Below are 21,857 nucleotides of genomic sequence, written 5' to 3'. Positions count from 1 at the left end.
TATTCGGCGGTCGGCAAGAGAACCTGCGGGTACCTAACTCAGTTGCCTAAATGGGCACTAGCCGGGGGAACTAGGGACTAAACCTGCGTCAGAATGATCACGGCCGTGACGACGATAATCAGAGCGGCGATCACCGAGCTGGCCCAGATCAGCGCTTTTTTGTTGACCTCGTCCTTCTTTTGCTGGAGAGTCGGCGGTCTGCGTTTGGTCGACATCGTTATGATTCTCCTTCCGTGGTATGGATTAATTTATTTATATTGTAAGTGTTTTCACAAGAAATTTCCATATTCCGCTCAGCGATTTCCGCGGCCGATAAACTTTCCTTTTGCGCCGGAAACCGCTAAACTGGATATGGAGTTTTTTCTTTGTCAACCTAAGTGATCGGAGTGAGGATTACCTGTGTTATATCGGCGTTTGGGGAAACCCGTATTTTTTAAATTGGATCCGGAAAGAGCCCATCATCTGGTGATAGACGGTTTACATACAGCGGCAAAAATTCCGGGAATGATTCCGGCGATGCGGGGATTGTACGGGATTTCCGAGGCGCGCGAGTTGTCCTCGAATTTGTTCGGCGTTCATTTTCCTTCGCCCGTCGGGCTTGCCGCCGGGTTGGACAAAAATGCCGACGCGGTGGACGGTTTCTCCGCGATCGGCTTCGGTTTTATGGAAGTGGGCACGGTGACGCCGAAACCCCAGCCGGGGAACAAGCAGCCCCGATTGTTCCGGCTGCCTCCGGAGGGAGCGCTGATCAACCGGATGGGCTTCAATAACCGGGGAGCGGAACAGATGGCCGAGCGGCTGGCGGCGCTGAAGCGAAGGCCGATTCCGATCGCGGTCAACATCGGGAAGAACAAGGCGACTCCGAATGAAGAGGCGCATCTCGATTACAAGAAATGCATTTCGGTGTTATATCGGTATGCCGACTTTTTCGTGGTGAATATCAGTTCGCCGAATACGCCGGACCTGCGCAACCTGCAGCATGGGAACGAGCTGGCGCAGCTGCTCGGGGCCGTCCGGGAAGAGATGGCCGCCCAAGCGAACATTCATGGGACCGAAAAAGCGGTGCTGGTTAAGATCGCTCCGGATGTCAGTTCCGACGAATTGGATTATATGATTGAAACGATCCTAAAAAGCGGGGTATCCGGCGTGATCGCCACGAATACCACGGTGTCCCGGGAAGGCCTGACCCATACTCACGCCAAGGAAACCGGTGGCCTAAGCGGCAAACCGCTACGTCAACGTTCGACCGAAATCGTTTCGCACATTTATCGTCAAACCGGAGGACGCCTGCCGATTATCGGATCAGGCGGCATATTCAGCGCGGCCGACGCTTACGAGAAAATCAGGGCCGGCGCGAGTCTGGTTGAAATATATACCGCGTTAATTTACGAAGGGCCCGAAATTAACCGCAAGCTGCACCGCGGTTTGAGGGAACTGCTGAAACGGGACGGATTTGCCCATATTACCGAAGCGATCGGGGCGGATCACCGGTAAAAGCGGTAAGAAGACAGGAGGCACACGCATGGACAGTAGGGATTGGGGAACTTTTTTGCTTCCTTACGAACAAACGGTTGAGGAATTAAAGGTCAAATTCAAGACGATGCGGTCCGAGCTGAAGAAACGCGAAGAATACGCCCCGATTGAATTCGTGACCGGACGGGTGAAGAAAATTTCCAGCATCCTCGACAAAGCCAAGAGGCTGAACGTTTCGATGGATGATCTGGAGACCGGCATCGAGGACATCGCGGGCATCCGCATCATGTGCCAATTCGTCGAGGATATCCGCCGGGTGGCGGAATATATCCGGATGCGTAAAGATCTTAAAGTGCTGTACGAAAAGGATTATATTACGAATTACAAGGAGAGCGGGTACCGTAGCTTCCATATGATCGTCGAATACCCGGTTCAAACGGCGCTCGGCCAAAAAATCGTGCTTGCCGAGATTCAGATTCGCACGCTGGCCATGAATTTCTGGGCTACGATCGAGCACTCCCTGAACTATAAATACAAAGAGAGCCTGCCCGATGAAATGAGAAAACGATTGAAGAAGGCGGCCGAGGCCGCGAATGTGCTGGATAACGAGATGTCCAGCATCCGTCAGGAAATTCTGATCGCGCAGAAGAGCTTTGAAGACGAATCGAACATCGTCTCTCTCCTGCTATCGGCGATCCATCAGCTGTATTTTTACCACCTGGTGTCCGAAGCGATCGAAGCCCAGGAACGGTTTAACCGGCTGTGGGAAGCGCGGGATATGGAAGGGATTAAAGATTTGCTGGCCGAGGTCAAAGCGCTGATCAAAGCCTCCAAAAAGGTGGAGGAGCCCGGGGATGAGTTATGATCCGCTCTACCTCGCGTATCTGGTGTACTTCAACCGGGATCGCGATTACTTCGAATGCCATGAAGTATTGGAGGAGCTATGGCTGAAGATGGACCGGGAGCCGTTATACAAGGGCTTGCTCCAGGTGGCGGTCGGCCTGTACCATTTTCGCAACGGCAACGTGACGGGCGGACGGAAAATGCTCCGCTCCGCCGCGGAACGGCTGAAGGATTACCCCGAGAACAGCCTCGGCATCGACTTGGGGCGACTGCGCAGCGAAGCGGCCGAGTACGCGAAACGTTTGGAGGCGTACGAGACGGAGCCTTTCTCATACTACGACCTTGATATCGACATTCAAGATCCGCATCTCTCTCTGGAAGTGAACCGGACGGCTTCCGAGCTTCGGCCCAATGTGCCTCAACGCCGCGGACCCCAGAGAGGAGCCAAACACGAGGCAAGGGAGCATAACAAGAATCGGGATTCCCGTCACGGTTCGGACAGTTAAAGCGAAATGCAGCCTTTCAGGCTGCATTTTGTCTATGTTGTGTTACAATAAGCTTGCCGAAACGGACACAGCTAAAGAAACGGAAGGTAAAATATGGCGGTACAGTTACCCGTTGCTTTTTTACAACGAATGGAAGCCTTTTTGGGCGATCAATACGATGATTTTCTCGCATCTTACGATAACCCGCGCTACGCGGGGATACGGGTCAATACCTTGAAGATCGGCGTTCGGGAGTTCAGCGAGATTTCTCCCTTCGAGCTTCGCCCGATCCCCTGGTGCGACAGCGGCTTTTATGTGGACGAGAGTCTGCGGCCCGGCAAACACCCGTATTATCATGCGGGTCTTTATTACATCCAGGAGCCGAGCGCGATGGCGCCGGCGGAAGTGTTGGACATCCGGCCGGGAGACCGGGTCCTCGATCTGTGCGCCGCACCGGGCGGGAAATCGACGCAAATCGCGGCCAAGCTGAACGGGCAGGGGATCTTGGTGACGAATGATATCAGTGCGGAACGGACGAAGGCGCTGGCCAAAAATATGGAGCTCTACGGCGTCCGGAACGCCATCGTGCTGAACGAGACGCCGGAGCGGATCGCCCGGGCGTTTCCCGGCTATTTCAATAAAATTCTGATCGATGCTCCATGCTCGGGAGAAGGCATGTTCCGCAAGGACGAGGATATGGCCAGGCAGTGGGAACGGCATTCCATCGCCAAGTGCACGGTCATGCAGCGGGATATTTTGCGCACGGCCGCCTCGCTGCTGGCTCCCGGAGGCAGGATCGTCTATTCGACCTGCACGTTCGCGCCCGAAGAGAACGAAGCGCAGATCGCCGCGTTTTTGGAACAAAACCCGGCGTTCGGACTGATACCCCTCCCCGAGGGCAGGGGGTTCTCACCGGGGCGCCCCGACTGGCTGGCCATGCTGGCGGAGAAAGCACAGGCTTTGCCGGAGGAGGACTCCGTATCCCCGTCGGCCCTGGAGGGGCCTGAGGCGGACGCTACCTCCCGCTGCGGAAGACTGTGGCCTCACCTCATCGAAGGCGAGGGGCATTTTCTCGCCGTCTTGCAGCACAAAGGCGAAACGAGGCCGGTGAGTGAGGAGCCGGCGGGCTTGTCCGCGGAAGGGCGGAGCTCGGGGAATAGCCCCGTATCCCGACAGCGGCGGGGACGGAACGAGCCGGTGCGGCATCCGGGTAAAAAGGCCCCGAACGAGCGGGAACTGGCGGATAGCTGGCGCGCCTTTGCGTCGGAACATCTGGCCGCAATTCCGGATGGTGAGGCGCTGTTGTTCGGAGGCCATGTGTATATTTCCCCGGTAGCGAAGGAGCGGTTGGACGGGTTGAAAACCGTGCGTCCGGGCTGGTATGTCGGGACGGTGAAGAACGGCAGATTTCAACCGGGACATCCGCTGGCCGCCGCGCTGAAAGCCGACGAAGCCCTGCGGGTCCTGGATTTATCGCTTGCGGATGGGGAAGCGATCCGTTATTTGAAAGGAGAAACCCTGGAAATCGCGGAATCACGGATACGCCGGCCCGCGAAGATCGGCGCGAAAGGCTTCGTGCTGGTGACGGTAGACGGGTTTTCCCTGGGCTTTGGAAAGTGGCTGGACGGCCTGTTGAAAAACGAATACCCTGCAGGCTGGAGGTGGACTTAAACGGTGGGCGAAGGAAAAAAAACGCAGCGAATCGATAAAATATTGGGCAATTTGGGCTACGGGTCCCGTTCGGACCTGAAAAAAATGGCGAAGCAGGGCCGCATTACTTTAAACGGCTCGGTGGTCAAGGATAGCGGGATGCAGTGCCATCCCGACCTCGACGTCCTGGAAGTGGACGGAGAACGCGTCGTTTATCGGGAGTTTGTGTATATCATGCTTCATAAACCGCCCGGGGTTATTTCGGCGACGGAAGACGTTCGGGAAAAAACGGTGCTGGATCTCCTGCCGGGGGAATTCCGCGTCTTCTCGCCGTTTCCGGTAGGCAGGCTCGACAAGGACACGGAGGGCCTGCTCCTGTTGACCAACGACGGGCAGTTGGCCCATGATCTGTTATCGCCCCGGAAGCATGTGCCGAAAACTTACCACGCCGATTGCGTTGGTCTGATCGGCGACCGGGAAGCCGCACGCTTTGCCGAGGGCGTGGAGCTGGACGACGGTTATGTAACGCTGCCGGCCCAAATGGAGGTATTGGAGCGGGGCAGCTATGGAGACGGAAGTCCCCGTACAACAATCGCTCTTACGATTTCGGAGGGAAAGTTCCATCAGGTGAAACGAATGCTTGAGTCGGTGGGCTCCAAAGTCACGTATTTAAAAAGGGTCTCCATGGGCCCGCTTGCACTAGACGAAGCGCTGCCCAAAGGGGCTTTCCGCGAGCTTTCGGCCGAAGAACTGGAAGCGCTGCGGTCCTATAAAAATAAACCGGTGGAGTAACCGCCGTCTGAAAAGGAGAGTCATGGAGATGGAGAAGAAATACAAACTGATCGCTCTGGATGTGGACGGAACGCTGTTGAACGATGATCATGAGCTTACGGCCGGTACGGCGGAAACGATCCGCCGGATTGCCGCGCAGGGAACGGAATTCGTGCTGTGCACCGGACGCGCGCCGGTCAATTCGATTCCTTTTATGCGGGAAATGGGACTGGGCGGCTATGTAATTACGCATAACGGAGCGGCCACCGTTGATGTGCAGACCGAAGAAATCGTACACGAATTCGCGCTTGATGCGAAGGGGCTGGACAGATATATGGACTACTGCCGGGAGCATAACGTTCATTATGACATCAATACCACCTTCGTCCTGTATGTGCCGGGAGCGTCTCAGCTCAGCAAGGAAGCGCTCGATATGTACCATCTGTTTATGATGGAGCCGCAGGACTTGCCGGATTGGGCGAGTTTCAAGGAACCGATCGTAAAAATGACCGTCACCGCCAAAAAGGATGAACTGGACCGCATTCAATCCGACTGGAACGGTTGGACGCAGGAATTCAATGTTTTGCGGAGCGGCGATTTTTTCATCGACATTATGCACAAGGAAGCCTCCAAGGGGGCCGCATTAAAGAAGCTCGCCGAGAAACGCGGCTTTCAGCCGGAAGAAGTGATGGCGATCGGCAACTATTATAATGATCTGACCATGCTGACCTATGCCGGGCTCGGGATCGCGATGGACAATTCGCCGTTGGAAGTCAAAGCGGCGGCAAACGCGGTGACGGCGTCGAATAATGAAGAGGGCGTGAAGCAGGCTCTGGAAAAGTATTGCCTCGGTCAGTCCGTCAGATAAGCGGAGCGTTCGGGTGCTTAAATGTTGACAGTATGCGAACAACGCAAAGGAAAAGGCGCGGGCAACCAGGGGCATCCCCTGAAGGCCCGCGCTTTTTTAGTTCAAGAGGAAGTATGCGTTTCGCAGCCTCGCGCTCGAGTTACAGGACCCATGCGCGGGATACGATAACGAGCAAGATGAAAAGCACCAGGATAACGCCTGTCGAAGTGAAGCCGCCGCCATAAATTTCACCCATGGTTATTCCTCCCTTATTTACTGATCTCATCCCCCGCGGTTAGCGGGATATCGTATTGTATGCCCGCGGAGGCAAACGGTATGGACCGGGGCCTTTCTTTCGAAGAAATGGGATAGTGCCGTAACATATCGCTGATTCGAAACGTCTTAAAGAAGTGTAAAATTTCATTATGATATGAACTACGGGAGGTTTTTAGGAATGATTCGAAAGTTTAAATTATCTGTTGTCGCCGCCCATGCCGCACTCGCCGCAGTAATGGCCTTGTCGGTACCTGCATCCGGATCGGCGGCCGCGGCCAAATCCAATGCCCAATCCAGCGGGATTCAGATTACGATGAACGGAGCAGAGTTTAAACCGAATGAGGCGCCCTTCGTGAAGAACGGTACCGTCTTCCTGCCTTTGCGGGACATGGGCGAACTGCTCGGCAGCGTCGTCTTCTGGAACGGATCCGCGAAAACCGTGACGATGACCTACCCCGAACTTACGGTACAGCTAAACTACGGGACACAGAAGGCGACGGTTAACGGGAAAACCAAAGCCTTGACGGACTCCCCGAGAATTGTGAAGGGGCGGATTTATGTACCGCTGCGCTTCCTGTCGGAAACGACCGGGGCGGATGTGAAATGGAACGCATCAAAGCGGACGGTGAGCATCAAACACAGCCAGGCTTTTGTAAAAGGGACCGGAGTGGACAGCATGTTTTGGCTAAACCGGAATACCGGCGACCTTTATATCGCCCACCCTTATGAACAAAAACCGGTTCGAGCCGGAAAAGTTGAGGGCAAATTCGAGGAATTTGTGTCCATACACTCGTACATTGCCGGCTCGGGAGACATGGTGGTGACCATTTTGGATAACTATGGCGAACCTCATGTCCATTATGCCGCGTACGGAGTCCTTGTCCACGGCAACAAAATCGTCGCCCAGAAGAAGGCGAAATACTTCCAGCGTTATGAAGAGAACGCGGTGGCTTATATGGTCCGCGATCCGCAAAGCAACAAATCCGAGGAACGCCTCCTGCTGACCGACGGCAAGACGCTGTCCGTATACGACACGCAAGGGAAAGAGATCGAGAAATACGATCTGCCCGCATTGGGAGGCAAGGATGAAACGTATGCCGTGCTGGGAGCGGGCGAGGATTACCTCGTTGTCCGTCCGAATCAGACGGGTCTGCTGACGCTGATCAATTTGGACGATAAGACGACCGTTAATCTGCCGGAGAAACTGCTGAAAGGCGAAGATTTGGAGTACGCGCTGAACAACGATGTCCCTTACCACGGAGATCTGCTGAAGTATCTGGGCGAGGAATCTGCCGGCGGACTTCTGGTCTTCGGCTATGAAAGTCCGTTTGATAATGAAGGAGTCAAGACATACACCTATAACCGGAAAACCGGGGAAGTCGCGCCTGCGGCGAAGTAAGTGATAACCGGGAATCGATGAAAAAGAGGACGCAAGCCCATTTGGAGGGCCTTGCGTCCTCTTCGCTTTATTACGGCTGCGGCTTAGCCGGGTTGGCGCAACCCTTTGGGCAGGTGGTTCTTGAGCTGCCCGCCGCTCGCTTTGCCCCAGCCGAGCGGGAAGCTGTCCCCGCCGCAGGCGACGGTGACGAGGCACCAGCCGCGGAGATGATCCTGCACGGGCAGCGTGTCCCCGTGCAGGAATGCCGCCGCCGACGGGGCATCCGCGTCCAGCGTCACGACGCGGGCCGCATCGCCGGCGGCCGCGGCCATGGCCAGCGCATGGGCCGGCTCGAACCGGCCCTTGCGGGCTTCGCCCAGCTGGAGGCCGGCCCGCGGGATTTTCAGCCCGGACAGCATGCCGGGCGTGAGGGCGAGCCCTTCGCTGCGCGGCAGCAAATACAGCGCCTCCCCGAACAGGACCGGCTCGCCGTCCACCCGGAGGCCCGGCAGCGCTTCGGCCGCAAAGTCGCGGAACGCCTGCCAGGCCGCCGCCGTTTCCCGGACGGCCGCGGCGTCTTTACCCGCGCGGCCGCGGTCTTTCCCTTTCCGCTTGCTGCCGGAGACGGCTTGTCCGGGGCCGTCCGAGCCCGCTGCGCCGGAAAGCTCGCGCTCCAGCAAGGCGACGTAGTGGCCTTCTCCCTCCTGAACGTGCGGCCAGATTCGCTTCTCGGCCACAAGTTTAAGGAAGGGGAAGGACTCGAGCAGCCGGGCGATCGTCTCTTCGTTCTCCCGGCGATTGAACGTGCAGGTGGAGTAGGCGAGACGCCCTCCGGGCTTCAGCATGGCGACGGCATCCTGCAGAATGTCCCACTGCCGGGCGGCGCACAGTTCCACCGCTTCCGGCGACCATTCCTGGATCGCGTCGGGATCTTTGCGGAACATGCCTTCTCCGGAGCAGGGGGCGTCCAGCATGATCCGGTCGAACGCCAGCGGAAAGCGCGCGGACAGCTCCGGGGGAGCGGCTTGGGTGACGATGGTGTTGCGGATGCCCATTCTCTCGACGTTCTCGGCCAGAATCCGCGCGCGTTGCGGGTGGATTTCATTGCTGATCAAGAGGCCTTCGCCGCGCATTTTCGCCGCGATCTGCGTCGTTTTGCCGCCGGGGGCGGCGGCCAGATCCAGCACGGTCTCCCCGGGCCGGGGATCCAGCAGCTCCACGGCCGACATGGCCGAGGGTTCCTGAATATAATATAATCCGGCGGCATGATATGCCTGTTTGCCCGGGCGGGTCCGCTCTTCGTAGTAAAAGCCCGTCTCGCACCAGGGAACAGGCCGCAAGGCGAACAGGGCGGCGAGTTTGTCGGCCGCGGCCGTGCTGAGGCCGACCTTCAGCGTATTGAGGCGAAGCCCGTAGCTGCGCGGGGCGGCATAGCTTCGTAAAAAAGCCTCCCCTTCGGCCGTACCGAGCATGGTAAAGACGGCATTCCGAAACTCGCCGGGCAGGGCTGATAATGTCATGTTCTTTTTGTACTCCTTCCAAATAGGTTTCTCCGCCGGTATCCCCCTGTTGTCTGTTGAGGCGTCGTCGGCTCACCCGTTAGCTAATCTAATTTGTGTTGAGTTGTGCCGCGAGTCGAGCGGGTAAGTTTCAAAAAGATGCAAATCTGCAGCAATTTTTGCCGGCCCAATACGCCCGGGTTTGAAAAGATGCAAAAGTGCAGGAATTTCGAACTTATCCGGGCAATGAGCGCTGTCTTGCTCAAAAAGCTTGCAGATTTGCAGGAATTTTGATTTTTTGGCTCACTGCACGATAAAAGCCTGCAGAATTGCAGGAATTTTTACCATATCAGTTGGAGGCAGTGCCGCCTAACGGAACTAGCCGCGCCGGGACATATTTTCCTAGAGCAGTTTATCACATTGTTTTTTATTCTCAAAAGGGGAATGGATGTTCCGTCCGGCCTATGGCATAATTGAAGTAGCAAGCGGTTCATCCGCGACTAGAAAGAGAAGAGCAAAGGAGAACCCTTATGAGATTGCTGCAGGCCTTATTCTTTCCTCCGGAACAGCCCGGAGGCGTATCCTCTATGATTCCCTATTTGCAGGACCGGTTTAATCCCCCCCATTGGGAAATGGAGCTGTTTTCCTTACCGAAACGGATCCGCGGCAAGGGCAGCGAACCGGTGAAGTTTCATACCTTTGACTGGCATGAATTCGAGGAAAGCCCGATCGTGCAAAAATATGTGCAGACCTACAAGGACTATCTATGGTGGACGAAACTGCGGTTGCAGCGGCCGTTCGACCTGATCCATGCCCATCATCCGATCGTCGGAATGGCGATGAAAGAGGTTTTTCCGGAAACCCCGGTGATTCAAAGCATTCACTCCAGTTATGAGCGGGAATTGATTCTGAACGGCCGGATTCAGCCGGACGGCTTGGAACACCGCTTTTTGACATCCCTTTATAGGGAACTGGAGCATCGGACCGATCTGATGCTTACCGTATCCCGGTCATTTCGCGACTATTTAAGTCCTTACGTCAATCATCCCGAGAAGATCGGGGTCATACCCAACGGCTTTGACGAGAAAAGGTTCAAGCCGGTCCCGCACGAGAATGAGGTGGCCCAACTGGTCACCGTCTGCCGGCTCGTCCCGGCCAAAGGGCTCGATACGCTGCTTGAGGCGTGCGCCGAGCTGAAGAACCGCGGATTGCCCTACGTCCTTCACATCATCGGCGACGGGCCGATCCGCAAGGAACTGGAGGAATTGGCGCAGCGGCTGGGGATCTATAACGAGACGATTTTTTACGGATATACCCTGCATCCCGAGGAGTTTATGCCTTTCTTCGATATTTTCGTACTGCCTTCGCGGGCGGAGGCGTTCGGCTCGGTGTTCGCCGAGGCTGCGCTCTGCTCGCTGGCCCTCGTCGGCTCGGACGTAGGGGGGATCGCCGAGCAGATCGAGAACGGGTCGAACGGACTGCTCGTACCGCCCGAGGAGCCGATCCTGCTGGCGGACGCCCTCGAGAAAGTGATCGGCGATCCGGACTACCGCTACCAATTGGCCCGTTCGGGATCGGAGTATGCGAAGAACCATTATTCCCTGAACCGGGTCGTCCATGAACTGAAAAAAGTGTATCTGCAATTTCAACCGATGAAAGAGTGAGCCTCATGCCTGCGTTTCGATTCATTCACGCCGCCGATCTGCACCTGGACACCCCGTTTGCGGGCATGTCCGGGCTGCCGGACCGGCTTCGGCGCCACCTTCAAGAGTCCACCTTCGCCGCGCTCGGCGATCTGGTGGACCTTGCCATATCAAGTGAAGTCGACTTTGTCGTCGTCAGCGGGGATGTGTACGACGCATCCGAATCTTCGCTCAGAGCCCAGCTAAGGCTTCAGGAAGCCTGGAACACGCTGGCCTGTGCCAACATTCCGGTTTACGTCATCCACGGAAATCACGATCCCTTAAGCAGCAGTCGGCTGCGCTTATCCTTGCCGCGCAATGTCACGGTCTTCGGCGGAAGCCGGCCGGAATCCGCGACGGCGGTACGCCGCACGGACGGACAGCCCGTTGCGGTCGTCAGCGGCATCTCCTACCCGACGGCGGCGGTTACGGAGAACACCGCCCTGTTGTTCCGGCGCGACCGGGCTTCGCCGCTGTATCACATCGCGCTGCTTCATGCCAATGTGGACGGGCAGGAGGGGCATGACGCCTATTCACCCTGCTCGCTCAAGGACCTGCGCGCGTCGGGTTACGATTACTGGGCGCTCGGGCATATTCATAAACGCCAAATTTTAAGCGAATCGCCTTGGGTCGTTTACCCGGGCAACCTGCAGGGACGCAGCCTGAAAGAGACTGGACCGAAAGGCTGCTACCTTGTCGAAGTGGACGATAACGGAGAGACGAGTCTCCATTTCCGGGAGCTGGATCATGTCCGATGGGCCGAGCTATCGATCCCGATTGGGGAGCTGGCCACGGAAGAGGCCTGGAAAGAGCGGGTGGAGGAACGACTGGAGGAAGTTCGTATAGACTTGTCGGGCAAAACCGGAGTCGTCCGTTTCACGTTTACCGGACGGGGCCCGCTGCACGCCTTGCTCCAAAACGGAAGGGGGGGCCACGATCTGCTGGCGGAACTGCAGCGGCGGGAGACGGGGCGTTTGGACGCCGACGCTTCGCTGCCGCTTCATTCCGTGGTTTGGCCGGTCGGCTTCAAAGCCAAAACCGGGCCGGACATCGACCGGGGTCGGCTGGCGGAGGAGGACAGCTTCCTCGGGGAACTGCTCCGGCTGACGGATCGGGCCTTGTCCAGCGGCGATCTCCGGGACGAACTGGTCGACACCGCGCTGACTCCGCTGATGGATAACCGCCATCTCCGCGAACTTTTGAAATCGCTCGGCCCGGGGGAGCATCGGGAGCTGATCGAACAGGCCGGGGCTCTGGCGGCGTCGTTCCTGCTGGAGGAAGACATGCGGGGAGGGTCTGATTAATGCGGCTGGAGAAACTGCAGATTCAAGGCTTTGGCCGACTGGAGCACAAAGAAATCGAGTTCAAAGGGCCGGTAACGGTACTGTACGGTCCTAATGAGGCGGGCAAAAGCACCCTGCTCGGTTTTGTCCGCGCCATGCTGTTCGGCATTCCGTCGCGGACCTATGGCGCGATGCGTTATGAACCGCTACGCGGCGGAGCGCACGGCGGTAGGCTGACCCTCCGGGACAGCGAGGGGAGCTTGTGGACGATCGAGCGCTATGCGCGTTCCCGGGAAGGGGCCTCCCCGGTGGGAGGGCGCGGCGATCAACTGCGCATCACCCGCACGGGCCCGGGCGGCGAACTCCGCGAGCCGGCGCAGGAAGAGCTGGAGCGGGAGCTGCTTGGCGGCATGTCCAAGGAGATGTTCCGCCAGCTGTTCGCCATCTCGCTGAGCGAACTGCAGGAGGTTTCCGCGCTGCAGTCCGAAGAGATGAGCCGCTTTCTGTTTCATGCGGGCATCGGCGGAGGCGCCGCCGTTTTGCGCGGGGAGAAGAAACTTGCCCAGGAGATGGACAAGCTGTACCGCCCGCGGGGCCGGAATCAGGAGATGGCGGGGATCATCCAGTCCATCGAACAACTGGAGCGGCGAGCCGCCGCGGCAAAAGCGCTGCTTCCCCGGTACCGCGAGGTGTTGAAGGAGCTGGAAGAGGTCGGTGCAGAACTGGATGCGGGGGAAGCGGAACTGGAGCGGCGAGCCGCCGAAGCGCTGCGGTTGGAAAAGGCCGCGGCTACCCGCGCCGACTGGCTCCGGCGGGAAGCGCTCCGGGCGGAGCTGGCCGAGCTCCCGGAACGCGCGACCTTCCCGGAGCAAGGGCTATCCCGCTGGGAACGGCTCCAGGAGGAGAGGGCGCGGCTGGAGCTGGAAGCCGCGGAGCTCCTGCGAAAGCGCGCCGTTTTGCAAGGCGAGCTGGAAGCGGTCCAGCCGGATCTCGCGCTGCTGGAACAGGAAGCCGGTATCCGCTCGCTGGCGGGCCGGCTGGAGCGGTATGAGAGCGGCATCCGGGAAGCGGCGGAACTGCGGTCGGAAGCGGAGCAGCTCCGAAACCGGCTGGAGCATGCTTTGCGCAGCATCCATCCGGATTGGACGGCGGACGATTTGCGCGCCTTCGGGGGGACCGTCGGGGAGAAGGAAGCGGTCCGGCGGTTTACCGCCAGGTTCCAGGAGTACGATAAAACGGTGGATTTGCTGCACCATGAACGGATGAAGCTGGAGCGGGAAGCCTCGTCGCTGGAGGCTGTCCATGCCGGTGCGCTGGATCAGCTTCAGGCCAGTGCGGGGGCAGGGCGGCGGCAGTTCGGCGATGTGGTGCCGAAGGACGGGAATGAAGTTCGCCGGCTTTGGAGCGAAATTCAAGGACTGCTGGACCGTTGGAGAGCTTCGGCCTCGACCGTTCAGGAGATGCTCCGCACGGCCGAGGCCGAAGCGGCGGCGAAAGCCCATGTCCGCGGCTTCCAGCAACGGCTGCTTGGCGTATCGGCGGTCTTGACCGTGCTTCTGCCGGTCTTGTTGTGGCTGGTGGCGCATTCGGGATGGAGCGCCCTGCTCGGCGGCGCGGTGCTGCTCGTCATCGACGCTTACCTGCTGCTGGCCCTCCGCGAACCCGGCGGCCGGAAACCCCGGCAGCGGCGGCGCGGAGGCCGCATGCTTTCAGAGCCGGCGGCTTCGCCCGAGGAGTTGCGGCTGCGGGAGATCTTGCCGCGGCTGATTGCCTCCCCGCTGACCGCGGCGGGAACCCAGGGCGTGGCGGCCAGTTTGGCCGAACCGGCGCGCTGGGACGAGGAAGAAAGGGCGCTGCGCCGGCTGATGGAGCAGTGGCAGCTGTGGGATCAGCGCCATACGGCACTGGAAGCGGCCGCGGCGGACGCCCGCAGGAAGACGGCCGGGAAGCTGGACGAACTGGCCGGATTACAGCGGGAGCTGGCGCGGAAAGAGACCGAATTCGCCGGCCTGGCCCGCGAATGGGAGGATTGGCTGCGGGAACGCCGGCTGCCCGGCGATTTGTCCCCGGAAGCGGCGATGGATGTGTTCCGGCTGGCCGAGCAAGGCAGGGAGTGGTTATCCCGCCTGGAAGCTTTGTCTGCCAAGCTTGCAGCAAGCAAGCTGGAGGCGGACGCCTTTGAGCGGGAGGGCCGCGCCTTGTTCGGCGAGCTTCCCGAAGCGGAATCCGCCGGGCCGGGGGCCATGGCCGCCTTCGTTCGCCGGGCGATGGCGGAATTGGATATCCAGCTGGAGCTTCAGGCGAAGCAACAGCGCCTGACCGACAGGCTGGCCCCGATCGAGGAGGAGCTGGACAGACGGAAAGACCGGCTGGAAGCGATCGCCGCCGCCGAGCGTCACTTGATTGACGAAAGCGGGGCGGCGAACGGCGAGATGTATTTGCGCTTCGGCGCCGAGGCCGACAAAAGGGAGAAGCTGATGGCGGAACTCAGGCAGGCCGAGCTTGTTTTGTTCGGAACGATGGGGGAAGCGGAGCGCCGGCGGCTTGAAGAACTGCAGCGGGATTATGAAGAGGGAATGCTGCTCAGGATGTCGGAGGAAGCCGGAAAGCGGCTCCATGAAGCGAAACAGCACAGGCAGCTTCTTATAGAACGGCGAGGCCGTCTGCTTCAAGAGAAAGAGACGCTGGAACAGCGGGGGCTGGAAGATGACGTGAATCAGCAACTGGCGGAGCGGCAAGCCGCATTAGGGGAAGCTTTTGACCGATATGCGGTCTTGGCGGTGTGCCAGGAGCTGATCGCGCGGGTGCGCAACATTTATGAGGAGGAGCGGCAGCCCGTGGTGCTCCGGAAAGCCTCGCGTTATTTTGAAAAGATGACGGGGGGCGCGTACAGCCGCATTCTCGTCAAAATGGGCAGCCAGGAATTAATGGCCGAGCATCGGGACGCCGGGCCGGTCTCCAGCTCCTATTTGAGCCGGGGAACGGCGGAACAGCTATTTCTGGCGATGCGGCTTGCGCTGTCGGAGGCCGTTTCAGGCCGGGAAAGCTTGCCGCTGCTTCTCGACGATCTGTTCGTCAACTTCGACGCGGGGCGATTGTCCGGGGTTCTGTCCGTCCTCAAGGAGGTTTCCGCCAGCAGGCAGTTGGTGCTTATGACCTGCCATGCCCATGTGGCGGACGGCGTCCGCAGCCAACTGGGGGATGTCCAGTTCGTGGACCTGGTTTAAATCAGCGCTGGCGGTAAAGCGCGAGCATGACGGCCCACAGCAGGCTGAACATCCCGAACGCCGGGTAGAGGATGGACAGCAGGGTGCTGAAGCCGAACTGGCTTGTCAGATAACAGATCAGCAAAATGCAGGCCGAGATCAGCCGGGGCGACAGCTGCAGCCGCTGTTTGAGCTGGAGCGTTACACCGTAGACGTCGGCGACAAAGGTGCTGAAAATTTCCATGAAGATCAGCACAAGATAAATGAGCTGGATGGTGGTCCCCATTTGTTGGGCGATGCTGCCCATGGGGATTTCGAATTGCGAGATCCCCGGCATGTTGGCCGACAGGGCAAAATGTCCGGCCATAAGCATGAAGCCGACACCTGTCCCGCCGAGCAATCCGCCCCAAATAATGACGCGGCGATTCTCCGTCCGGCTGCCGATCGGGACGAGAACGGCCTGGGCCATGGATAGATTGAAGGCGGTGTACATCAAGGGGGAGGCCCAGGTCGCCAGCAATCCGTGGTCGGTGCCAAGCGTCAGAAACCGGGCGGCTCCCGGCGATCCCGCCGTATTAAAAATGATCGCCAAGGACAGCGTAATCATCATGGGGACGACCAGGGAGTTCAGTTTCATCACCCCGTCGATGCCTTTGCCCAGCAGGATGTACGTAAGGGTGAGGGTGATCCACAACCCGATTTGGTAGTTTATCCCGAAATGCTCCTGGAAGACCGAACCGGCTCCGGCCAGCATCACGCTGTTGACCCCGATCAGAACGATCATGGTGAACAGGCTCAAGATCTGGCCGAAGCGATTTCCGAACAGTTTCCGGTTCAGGTCTTCGTAAGATTCTGCGCGAATGCTGCGGGCTAGGAGCATCATTTTGGTCCCCAGCCAGACAAACAAGACCGAGGCGAGCAGGATCGTCAGCGCGCCCCATTTGCCGTACTGGGTGAAGAACTGCAGGATTTCCCGGCCGGTCGCAAAGCCGGCACCGACGACCGTGCCGATATAGGTGAAAGCGATTTGCAAAACTTTGACGGCATTTTTCATGGTTTTCCCCCCGGCCGATGTGCTATATATAGTACAAGGTATGTTGTCCGAGGACGGGACATGACTCAAACCCTAAATGGATCAAGTTCGGGAGGAATAGGAATGGAGAAATTAAAACAACGAATCGTGGAGCAGGGCGTGGTGGTGTCCGATCAGGTACTGAAGCTGGATGCGCTGCTGAATCATCAGGTCGACCCGCAGTTGACGATGGAGATGGGCCGGGAATTTGCCGCGCGTTTCCGGGACGCGGGCGTTACCCGAGTGGTCACGGTCGAATCCTCGGGCATTGCGATCGCTTTTGCCACGGCGTATGAATTGGGGGTTCCCCTGCTGTTCGCGCGCCGTAAGAAGACGCTGCTCGCCGAGCCCGATATGTTGTGCGAACGTGTCCCTTCCTTTACGAAAGGGATCGTGACGGATATTTTGATCTCCCGGGAACTGATTTCACCGGACGATCGGGTTTTGTTTATCGACGATATCATCGCGAACGGGGATGCGGCCAGAGGGCTGGTCAAAATCATCGAGCGGTCGGGCGCGGAGTTGGTCGGCGCCGGGATTGTGGTGGAGAAATGCTTCCAACCGGGAGCCAAAGCGCTGCGGGAACAAGGCATCCGTCTGGAATCCCTGGTACGAATCGCCTCGCTGGAAGGCGGCCAAGTTATTTTTGCCGACGCCTAAAGATTCCTTAGAAATTAATTCGTTCCAATTTTGCAACAGTTCTTTGCAGGCCTCTTTTTTTTCGTTATAATGGGGATTACTAGGGAGAGGAGGCTTATAAAATGGGGAATGAACCTGTAGTGAACGCGGAATTCTTTATTTCTAAATTGTCCGATGCCAAGGTTACTTTCGAACGTGCCCTGGATTGCAAACATACGGAGTTTGACGACCTTTATCCCTATATGCTTGAGCATCCCCAGTTCTTCTGGTATAAGCGCTATGTCGCTTGGTCACAACTGCTGACGATCGCTGAGCTATGCGAGGAGCTAGGTATTGACTGGAGGGCGGAATTCAGCCCGCAGCAGGTCGGATATGTGAAGCAGCGTGTCATGTCGGCGAAGGTGCTTGATTTCTGGTTCGAGAAGAACGACAGCAAGGAGCATGCCCAACGCTAAGATGGAAATGGGAGGGTGGCTCGCCCATCCGATGGTTGATCATAGTTTAGTTGTATCATGGGCGTTGGCGTAAAGCTGCGGTCATGGTGTGTTAAGAGGCTCCGTGGATTGCCGCGGAGTCTTTTTTTATTTATGATGGATAGTGATATTCTATATCAGAAAGACGGTGATTGCGATGATTTCCGATGAAGAACTGAACGCGTTTCGTTTGTCGGGTGAGAAGGTTCGGGTGGTACGCGACGCGCTCCCCGAGAACGACATCCGGGGGATTGTCGTAGCCTGGGACGATACCCACGTGCTGATCCGCAGGCCCAACCGGAATGTGGTCAAGCTCGACCGGCGCTATAGCATCTCTCCGGCCAAAGAGCCGCGGATTTCCCCGGAGTTCTAAGCATATTTGTCGGCGGGGCGGGACATGGTAGTAAGGTAGTCAGGATAACGACAAGTCAAATCCCTGAGAAAGGATGCCTGAATAGCCATGTCACTCGTCAGTGAGAAAATAAGAGCATATAAAGATCAGATCCACACCTACGGAGCCGCCGTTCCCGGGGCGACCGAGGCATATCATGCGTTTACGGGGGAGTGCTTCGAGGACGGCAAGCTGGACGCCAAAACCAAGCAGCTGATCGCGTTGGGGATCGCCTTGTCCACGAATAATGAAATTTGCACGTTCTATCATACCGAGGAAGCCAGATCCAAGGGAGCGACGGAGGAAGAACTCTTGGAAACGGTGGCGGTCGCTTCCGCCGCATTGGCGGGGAATGCCTTGTCCCAAGGCGTGATTCGCGTACAAGAGGCTCTCGGCCAAACGCCGATGCACTAAGGATCGTATTCATTAAACAAGCGACCCCGATGTTTCTACAGGAAACATAGGGGTCTTCATTTATTCGGGAGAAGCTAGATCATGGTCGGCTCGGACAGCGGCGTCTCGGGGAAACTTGTGCTGCCGGACCCCAAATAGGCGCGGATGCGGGAGGATATTTCGCTGCGGAGGACGGGCCAGAGCATCTTTATCGCTCCCCCGTAACCTCGGCAGAGATATTCGGCTTCGATCCCATGCTCATCCTGGGTCAGGCGCAGGAACTTGATCCGGCGTTTCTGAAATTCCGCCATAATCTCGTGCTGTACCAAAGAAGCGCGCCGTTCGGCGCCGCGAATAATCCCCGTATAGAGCTCCGGGCTCTTCAAAACGCCGCTTTCCTCCAAAATTCGGGCATCCCGATCCAGAATCCGGCGGATGAAACGCAGCAGAACTACGCTTCGAATCAATGCCAATTCATCTTCCGTAATTCCGGGTACAGCCATTTTGAGCAACCCCCTTATCCAAGATGGGAACTTACGTTCTTATTTTAGCCAAAATACCGTCGAATTAAAAGAGGAAATAAAAGTGTTGACTATGTCTATAGTTTTATGCTATTATAAATCTTGTCGCTGCGGAAATTGATTTTCTGTAAGTTAGACACTAAGCGGTCGTGGCGGAATTGGCAGACGCGCACGGTTCAGGTCCGTGTGGGCTAACCCCCCGTGGAGGTTCGAGTCCTCTCGACCGCATCCTAATATTAATGAAAGAGCTCCTGAATTGTCCATATGGATGATTCAGGAGCTTTTTGCATGTCCGGGGGTAAATTAAAGGGAATTGTTCCTGTTAATTTGAAGCCTAAACGGCTGGGGAGGCACTAGCGTTGCATTTACCCGAAGGATCTAATGGCCGTAATCGCCTCCCTTTGAGCCGGACGGGGAAATAAGGGCTATTTGAGGCGCTATTTTGTCGAAATCGTCCCTTCGGTGAGAAATAGCGGTCATTTGGGGCCCTATTTTAGGGAAAAACGGGCCGAAACCTGATTTTTGGACCCGCATCAGTGAAATAAGGCCCTTTTTGGCCGCTATTTTTCCCGAAAACGCAAATCGGGTCGAAATAACGGCCCAAAACGCCGCTATTATGACAGGCGGCAAGAAAGATTGCGGATAGGCAGCAACATGTTAGTTATAATGCACTTTTCCAGTTAAATCCCACCATGAGGCCAAGAGCGGTGCATTAACGGTATTTTTTCCCGTTAGTATGCAGGCTTCGACGGTAGCGTTTTTTATTTACAATGGGAGTGGAAGAAACGGGCCGAAAAGAAGGAAGTAGTTTAAAATACTCCACTGCAAGAGTTTAATTTTGTCCAGTGAAGCGGATGGAATTTTCTAATACTATGAAAGCGTAAACAATCGCGTTAGAATTAATTTTACACCTGATGGATTTGCCTAATATTATTATGAAACCCGGGGAGGTCATGATGGAGAAGCTGTTATACGGTGTCGCTTATTATGACGAATATATGCCTTATGATCGACTGGATAAGGATATCCGCATGATGAAAGAGGCGGGGATTAACGTGGTGCGGATCGCCGAATCGACTTGGAGCACGCACGAACCGCAAAACGGAGTATTCGATTTCACCTCGGTAGATCGGGTTCTTGATGCGATGCATCGGGCCGGAATTCATGTCATTGTCGGAACGCCTACTTACGCCGTACCGACCTGGATGGTCAAGGAGCACCCGGACGTGCTGGCCACGACGGCAAACGGACCCGGTAAATACGGGGCACGGCAGATTATGGACATCACGAATCCGACCTATTTGTTTTATGCGGAGCGCATCATCCGGAAACTGATCTCCCGGGTTAGCGGACATCCGGCGGTGATCGGGTACCAAACCGATAATGAAACAAAGCACTATCATACCGCGGGCCCTAATGTCCAACTGCTGTTTGTTAAATACGCTAGGGACAAATTCAAAACGCTAGAGGAATTGAACAAGGCGTTCGGGCTGGACTATTGGAGCAACCGGATCAACAGCTGGGAGGACTTCCCGTCCATCATCGGGACGATCAATGGCAGCTTGGGTGCGGAGTTTGCCAAATTCCAACGGAAGCTGGTCGCCGATTTCCTGAGCTGGCAAGTATCCATTGTTAATGAGTATAAGCGGGCGGATCAGTTTGTCACGCAAAATTTCGATTTTGAGTGGCGGGGGTATTCCTACGGCATTCAGCCGGATGTGGACCATTTCGAGGCTTCCCGTCCTTTCGATATCACGGGGGTGGACATTTACCATCCGTCGCAGGACGATCTGACCGGGATTGAAATTTCCTTCGGCGGAGATGTGGCGCGATCGACCAAAGGAACGAATTATTTGGTGCTCGAGACGGAAGCGCAGGCCTTTCCCCATTGGACACCGTATCCGGGGCAGTTAAGATTGCAGGCGTTCAGCCATCTGGCTTCGGGAGCCAATATGGTTTCCTACTGGCACTGGCATTCCATCCACAATTCTTTCGAAACCTATTGGAAAGGCTTGCTCAGCCATGACTTCGAACCCAACCCGGTTTATGAGGAAGCCCGAACGATCGGCCGGGATTTTGCGCGTTTGTCTTCGCATTTGGTGAACCTTCAAAAAGAGAATAAAGCAGCCATTCTGGTCAGCAACGACTCGTTAACGGCGATGGAGTGGTTCAAATTTAATTTTTCCAGCACGAAAAAATACAATGATGTCGTTCGGATGATGTATGATGAGCTGTACCGGATGAACATCGGCTGTGATTTCGTGTCTCCCGCGACCACGAATTTTGAACGGTATGATCTGCTCATCGTTCCAGCGCTTTATACGGCTTCAGATGAACTTTTGGAGCGGTTAAACCGGTTTGTAGTTGACGGTGGGCATATCGTTTATACTTTTAAGAGCGGCTTTACGGATCAAAACGTCAAGGTCCGTTCCGAACGGCAACCGGGCATCATTGGCAAGGCTTGCGGCATTTCGTACAGCATGTTCGTCGAGCCGAAAAGGGTGACGTTAAAAGACGATCCGTTCCAGGTCGGTGAAGACCAAAATCAGGTGCATACTTGGATGGAACTGCTCACTCCGTCGACGGCGGAGGTGCTCGCCTATTATGATCATCCGCATTGGGGGAAATATGCCGCGGTCACGCAAAACGGGTACGGCCAAGGGCAGGCTGTATATATCGGCTGTATGACAAGCGAGGCCGTGATGGGCAAAATCCTGGAGCATGCCGTGAAGAAGGCCGGTTTATGGGGACTGGATCAAGAGATCCGCTTCCCGCTGATCACGAAATCCGGGGTTAACGGGCTGGGCAAAACGGTCCGATATTATTTTAACTATGCTGAAATGCCGGCTTCGTTAGACTATCGTCATCGTGAGGGAATTGAGCTGCTTTCGGGCCGACCGGTAAGCTCGGGACAAACCCTCAAGCTTGAGCCATGGGGCTTTACCATTATCGAAGAACAATAAGCCATAGAAGTT

The 21,857-nt window shown here is 56.7% G+C and carries 20 protein-coding genes and 1 tRNA gene; 16 read left to right on the top strand and 5 right to left on the bottom strand.

Going from position 1 to position 21,857, the window contains the following annotated elements; translation table 11 throughout:
* Positions 1-77: 77 nt before the first annotated feature.
* Positions 78-215 (bottom strand): hypothetical protein, encoded by a 138-nt coding sequence (locus LBW89_RS00950; protein WP_213505163.1) that lies wholly within the window; start codon positions 213-215, stop codon positions 78-80.
* A gap of 184 nt (positions 216-399) precedes the next feature.
* Between LBW89_RS00950 and LBW89_RS00945 the strand changes: the two genes are divergently transcribed.
* The 6 genes from LBW89_RS00945 (at position 400) to LBW89_RS00920 (ending at position 6,090) form a co-directional block, all read left to right on the top strand.
* Positions 400-1,494, top strand: coding sequence for a quinone-dependent dihydroorotate dehydrogenase (locus LBW89_RS00945; RefSeq protein WP_225038247.1), 1,095 nt, complete (start codon positions 400-402; stop codon positions 1,492-1,494).
* Positions 1,495-1,522: 28 nt separating this feature from the next.
* Positions 1,523-2,338 (top strand): GTP pyrophosphokinase family protein, encoded by an 816-nt coding sequence (locus tag LBW89_RS00940; protein ID WP_148450414.1) that lies wholly within the window; start codon positions 1,523-1,525, stop codon positions 2,336-2,338.
* Positions 2,328-2,822: a DUF309 domain-containing protein gene (locus LBW89_RS00935; protein WP_225038246.1), complete on the top strand. Its 495-nt coding sequence runs from the start codon at positions 2,328-2,330 to the stop codon at positions 2,820-2,822. The genes LBW89_RS00940 and LBW89_RS00935 overlap by 11 nt, the downstream gene beginning before the upstream one ends.
* A gap of 93 nt (positions 2,823-2,915) precedes the next feature.
* Complete coding sequence (locus tag LBW89_RS00930) at positions 2,916-4,472, top strand: RsmF rRNA methyltransferase first C-terminal domain-containing protein (protein WP_225038245.1); 1,557 nt, start codon at positions 2,916-2,918, stop codon at positions 4,470-4,472.
* 3 nt (positions 4,473-4,475) lie between these two features.
* Complete coding sequence (locus tag LBW89_RS00925; RefSeq protein ID WP_225038244.1) at positions 4,476-5,243, top strand: pseudouridine synthase; 768 nt, start codon at positions 4,476-4,478, stop codon at positions 5,241-5,243.
* 22 nt (positions 5,244-5,265) lie between these two features.
* Entirely contained in the window at positions 5,266-6,090 is an 825-nt protein-coding gene (locus LBW89_RS00920; RefSeq protein ID WP_148450410.1) for a Cof-type HAD-IIB family hydrolase, read from the top strand.
* A 139-nt stretch (positions 6,091-6,229) separates the two neighbouring features.
* Here the strand turns inward: LBW89_RS00920 and LBW89_RS00915 are convergent, their stop codons facing one another.
* Positions 6,230-6,325 (bottom strand): YjcZ family sporulation protein, encoded by a 96-nt coding sequence (locus LBW89_RS00915; protein WP_211373254.1) that lies wholly within the window; start codon positions 6,323-6,325, stop codon positions 6,230-6,232.
* A 198-nt stretch (positions 6,326-6,523) separates the two neighbouring features.
* Between LBW89_RS00915 and LBW89_RS00910 the strand changes: the two genes are divergently transcribed.
* Positions 6,524-7,744 (top strand): copper amine oxidase N-terminal domain-containing protein, encoded by a 1,221-nt coding sequence (locus tag LBW89_RS00910; protein WP_225038243.1) that lies wholly within the window; start codon positions 6,524-6,526, stop codon positions 7,742-7,744.
* An 83-nt stretch (positions 7,745-7,827) separates the two neighbouring features.
* On the opposite strand, the gene LBW89_RS00905 is transcribed toward LBW89_RS00910, so the two are convergent.
* Positions 7,828-9,243, bottom strand: a complete 1,416-nt coding sequence (locus LBW89_RS00905) for an RsmB/NOP family class I SAM-dependent RNA methyltransferase (protein WP_225038242.1) — start codon at positions 9,241-9,243, stop codon at positions 7,828-7,830.
* Positions 9,244-9,752: 509 nt separating this feature from the next.
* Here LBW89_RS00905 and LBW89_RS00900 point away from each other — a divergent pair.
* Genes LBW89_RS00900 through LBW89_RS00890 form a run of 3 tightly spaced genes read left to right on the top strand, consistent with a single transcriptional unit; the run spans position 9,753 to position 15,414 of the window.
* Positions 9,753-10,886, top strand: coding sequence for a glycosyltransferase family 4 protein (locus LBW89_RS00900; RefSeq protein ID WP_225038241.1), 1,134 nt, complete (start codon positions 9,753-9,755; stop codon positions 10,884-10,886).
* 5 nt (positions 10,887-10,891) lie between these two features.
* A complete protein-coding gene (locus LBW89_RS00895; protein ID WP_225038240.1) occupies positions 10,892-12,208 on the top strand; it encodes a metallophosphoesterase family protein in 1,317 nt (438 codons plus the stop codon).
* A complete protein-coding gene (locus tag LBW89_RS00890) occupies positions 12,208-15,414 on the top strand; it encodes an AAA family ATPase (protein WP_225038239.1) in 3,207 nt (1,068 codons plus the stop codon). The genes LBW89_RS00895 and LBW89_RS00890 overlap by 1 nt, the downstream gene beginning before the upstream one ends.
* Position 15,415: 1 nt before the next feature.
* Here the strand turns inward: LBW89_RS00890 and LBW89_RS00885 are convergent, their stop codons facing one another.
* On the bottom strand, positions 15,416-16,447 hold the full coding sequence (locus LBW89_RS00885; RefSeq protein WP_225038238.1) for a hypothetical protein: 1,032 nt from the start codon (positions 16,445-16,447) through the stop codon (positions 15,416-15,418).
* Positions 16,448-16,549: 102 nt separating this feature from the next.
* Between LBW89_RS00885 and LBW89_RS00880 the strand changes: the two genes are divergently transcribed.
* The 4 genes from LBW89_RS00880 (at position 16,550) to LBW89_RS00865 (ending at position 18,382) form a co-directional block, all read left to right on the top strand.
* Entirely contained in the window at positions 16,550-17,125 is a 576-nt protein-coding gene (locus LBW89_RS00880) for a xanthine phosphoribosyltransferase (protein ID WP_148450403.1), read from the top strand.
* Between the two features lie 101 nt (positions 17,126-17,226).
* Positions 17,227-17,559 carry a hypothetical protein gene (locus LBW89_RS00875; protein ID WP_148450402.1) on the top strand — a complete coding sequence of 111 codons (333 nt, stop codon included), beginning with the start codon at positions 17,227-17,229 and terminating at the stop codon, positions 17,557-17,559.
* Positions 17,560-17,734: 175 nt separating this feature from the next.
* Positions 17,735-17,950: a hypothetical protein gene (locus LBW89_RS00870; RefSeq protein WP_148450400.1), complete on the top strand. Its 216-nt coding sequence runs from the start codon at positions 17,735-17,737 to the stop codon at positions 17,948-17,950.
* Positions 17,951-18,037: 87 nt separating this feature from the next.
* Positions 18,038-18,382 carry a carboxymuconolactone decarboxylase family protein gene (locus LBW89_RS00865; protein WP_148450399.1) on the top strand — a complete coding sequence of 115 codons (345 nt, stop codon included), beginning with the start codon at positions 18,038-18,040 and terminating at the stop codon, positions 18,380-18,382.
* A gap of 74 nt (positions 18,383-18,456) precedes the next feature.
* Here LBW89_RS00865 and LBW89_RS00860 read toward each other — a convergent pair whose 3' ends face one another.
* Complete coding sequence (locus LBW89_RS00860) at positions 18,457-18,864, bottom strand: hypothetical protein (protein ID WP_225038237.1); 408 nt, start codon at positions 18,862-18,864, stop codon at positions 18,457-18,459.
* A 161-nt stretch (positions 18,865-19,025) separates the two neighbouring features.
* Here LBW89_RS00860 and LBW89_RS00855 point away from each other — a divergent pair.
* Positions 19,026-19,110: transfer RNA gene (locus tag LBW89_RS00855), tRNA-Leu, on the top strand.
* A 728-nt stretch (positions 19,111-19,838) separates the two neighbouring features.
* Complete coding sequence (locus LBW89_RS00850) at positions 19,839-21,845, top strand: beta-galactosidase (protein ID WP_225038307.1); 2,007 nt, start codon at positions 19,839-19,841, stop codon at positions 21,843-21,845.
* The last annotated feature ends 12 nt before the right edge of the window (positions 21,846-21,857 follow it).

Source organism: Paenibacillus sp. alder61, from assembly GCF_020179875.1.
Taxonomy (GTDB): domain Bacteria; phylum Bacillota; class Bacilli; order Paenibacillales; family Paenibacillaceae; genus Fontibacillus; species Fontibacillus faecis.
This window is presented reverse-complemented; position numbering and strand designations above follow the sequence as displayed.